3 protein-coding genes are annotated in these 2,249 nt (G+C 64.1%); 2 read left to right on the top strand and 1 reads right to left on the bottom strand.

Annotation, left to right across the window (positions count from 1 at the left end):
- Window positions 1-14 precede the first annotated feature (14 nt).
- Window positions 15-845: an RIO1 family regulatory kinase/ATPase domain-containing protein gene (locus tag AC4FAH_RS07200; protein ID WP_287020782.1), complete on the bottom strand. Its 831-nt coding sequence runs from the start codon at window positions 843-845 to the stop codon at window positions 15-17.
- 221 nt (window positions 846-1,066) lie between these two features.
- On the opposite strand from AC4FAH_RS07200, the gene AC4FAH_RS07195 reads away from it, so the two are divergent.
- On the top strand, window positions 1,067-1,408 hold the full coding sequence (locus AC4FAH_RS07195; RefSeq protein WP_043334727.1) for a histidine triad nucleotide-binding protein: 342 nt from the start codon (window positions 1,067-1,069) through the stop codon (window positions 1,406-1,408).
- A gap of 242 nt (window positions 1,409-1,650) precedes the next feature.
- On the top strand, window positions 1,651-2,249 hold a 599-nt coding region (gene coq7, locus AC4FAH_RS07190; protein ID WP_490245818.1), incomplete at its 3' end, for a 2-polyprenyl-3-methyl-6-methoxy-1,4-benzoquinone monooxygenase.

Genomic DNA, 2,249 nt, shown 5'->3' with positions numbered 1-2,249 from the left:
GGGCTCGGGCTGGCTCAGTGCTTGCGGCCCTTGAGGCGTGGCAGGATGCCTTTCTTCCAGACGCGCAGGGTGCGATTCAGGCGGCCACTGCGGATCAGCAGGCGTGCCTCGCGGGTGCTCAGCGGCAGGCCGAGAGTGCGTTGCTTGAGCTTCAGCGAGTGACGCAGATCGAAGCGGCGCATCATGCGCGCGAGGGAGGCTGTGCCCGGCAGGCGCGGCAGGCGGACGGCAGAGGTGAAGTCGATCAGGACCGGCACGCCATCGCGCAGCACGACGTTGGAGCCACGGATGTCGTTGTGGGCCATCTGGCGCTGATGGAGTTGCTGCACGATGAGAATCAGCTGCTGACTGAGGCGGGCATCCGTCACCTCATCCAGGGCGGCATCACTCAGCAACGGCCCGGGAATGTACTCCATCGCCAGCGACAGCGGTGACAGGCGCGCCACGGCGCGGGGGGCGTGTGTCCAGTCGCCCAGACGCTCGAGCATCTTCAGCTCGTGGCGTACCAGCCAGCGTGCCACCAATGCCGCCGGCGTGCCGGCATAGCGGCGGTAATCCTTGCAGACTACCGGCTGGCCATTGAGGTGCGTGATATAGACCTCGGCCTTGAGAAAGCCCCTGGCACGCTGCAGGAACTCGCCCGGGGCCTGCTCGCCGTCAACACGCGCGACCCTGGGCGCGGCACGCAGTGCCGCCCGCGCCTTCTCGGCGCGCGTAGGCCCAGCGCGATCAACGGCGGGGGCGCCGACAGTGGCCGGTCGTGTCTCGCCGTGAGCGCCAAGGCCGGCCTCCAGTTCGTGGTTGGCCTTGCGCAGGGAGGAATCTTGGCGAGTGAACACGGGCATGACGGGCGGCTTCTCGTTAGCGGGATAACAATGATTATCCTACTGTTTTCCTCATTCGCCCACTGGCAGCGGTGCATCAGTCTGTTTCCCTAAAGGCGACATTGACCTGTCCGCCAACTGGCCCGCGTTTTCCTGCGTCTGCCCTTGGCCTGTTGTCCGGCTGGCGCTACGCTGGCAGGCCACGCTGCCGTGGGCGGCCCCACTTCAAGGGAGAAGATGTCATGGACTGTCTGTTCTGCAAGATCATCAATCGCGAGATTCCCGCCGATATCGTCTATGAGGATGATGAGGTGCTGGCCTTCAATGACATCAATCCGCAGGCACCGACCCATGTGTTGATCATCCCCAAGCAGCACATCGCCACGCTCAACGATATCGAGGAGCATCAGCTGGCCACGGTAGGGCGCCTGCAGTACACCGCCGCCAGACTGGCGAAGGACTACGGTTTTGCCGAGGGCGGTTATCGCGTGGTGATGAACTGCAATGAAGATGGCGGCCAGACGGTCTATCATATTCATATGCACCTGATGGGTGGTCGCCGCTTCACATGGCCGGCTGGCTGAGCCGGCATAGAGCAGGCGCCTGTACCGGCGGTTCGCGGGCAGGTAGCGGCTAGCGATAACAAGCGCGCGGCACACAGGCGCATACCGGCAATGTCGTGAAAACGGCATTGCCGGTTTTTCATTGGGGAAGCCACGGCGCAAGGGAGCCGGTCAGGCCTCGCCCGGCGACACTCTGCCCCTTACCGTCGCGGGCTGGCTTGCGTAAGATGGCCTCATTGCTCACGCCGTGCAGGAGTCTTCCCATGCCGCATTCCGATGCCATTTCGGCGCAACGTCATCACAGCCGCGCCGATCAGTTGATCCATCAGTTCGACACCGTACTGCGTACCCTGGTGCCACATGCCGCCCAGCCGTCGCGTCCCTCTCCGGCGGGCGACATCCATGACGAAGCGATCAGCGACGAAGAGCGTCAGCACGCCGCTGGCCTGATGCGCATCAATCACACCGGCGAGGTGTGTGCCCAGGCGCTCTATCAGGGTCAGGGCTTCACGGCGCGTCTGCCCGAAACGCGCACGCAGATGGAGCTGGCCGCCCAGGAAGAGATCGACCACCTGGCCTGGTGCGATGCACGACTCGTCGAGCTGGATGCCAATACCAGCCTGCTCAATCCGCTGTTCTACATGACGAGCTTCGCCCTCGGTGCAGCAGCGGGTGCCATCAACGACAAGGTCAGCCTCGGGTTCGTGGCCGCGACCGAAGAACTGGTCGGCGAGCACCTGTCGAAGCACCAGCAGACGCTGCCCGAGGGTGATCAGCGCTCACGTGCCGTGTTGCGCCAGATGGAAATCGACGAAGCCCATCATGAGCAGTGGGCGCTGGAAGCCGGTGGTCATCGCTTCCC

The organism is Cobetia sp. (assembly GCF_983723665.1).
This window is presented reverse-complemented; position numbering and strand designations above follow the sequence as displayed.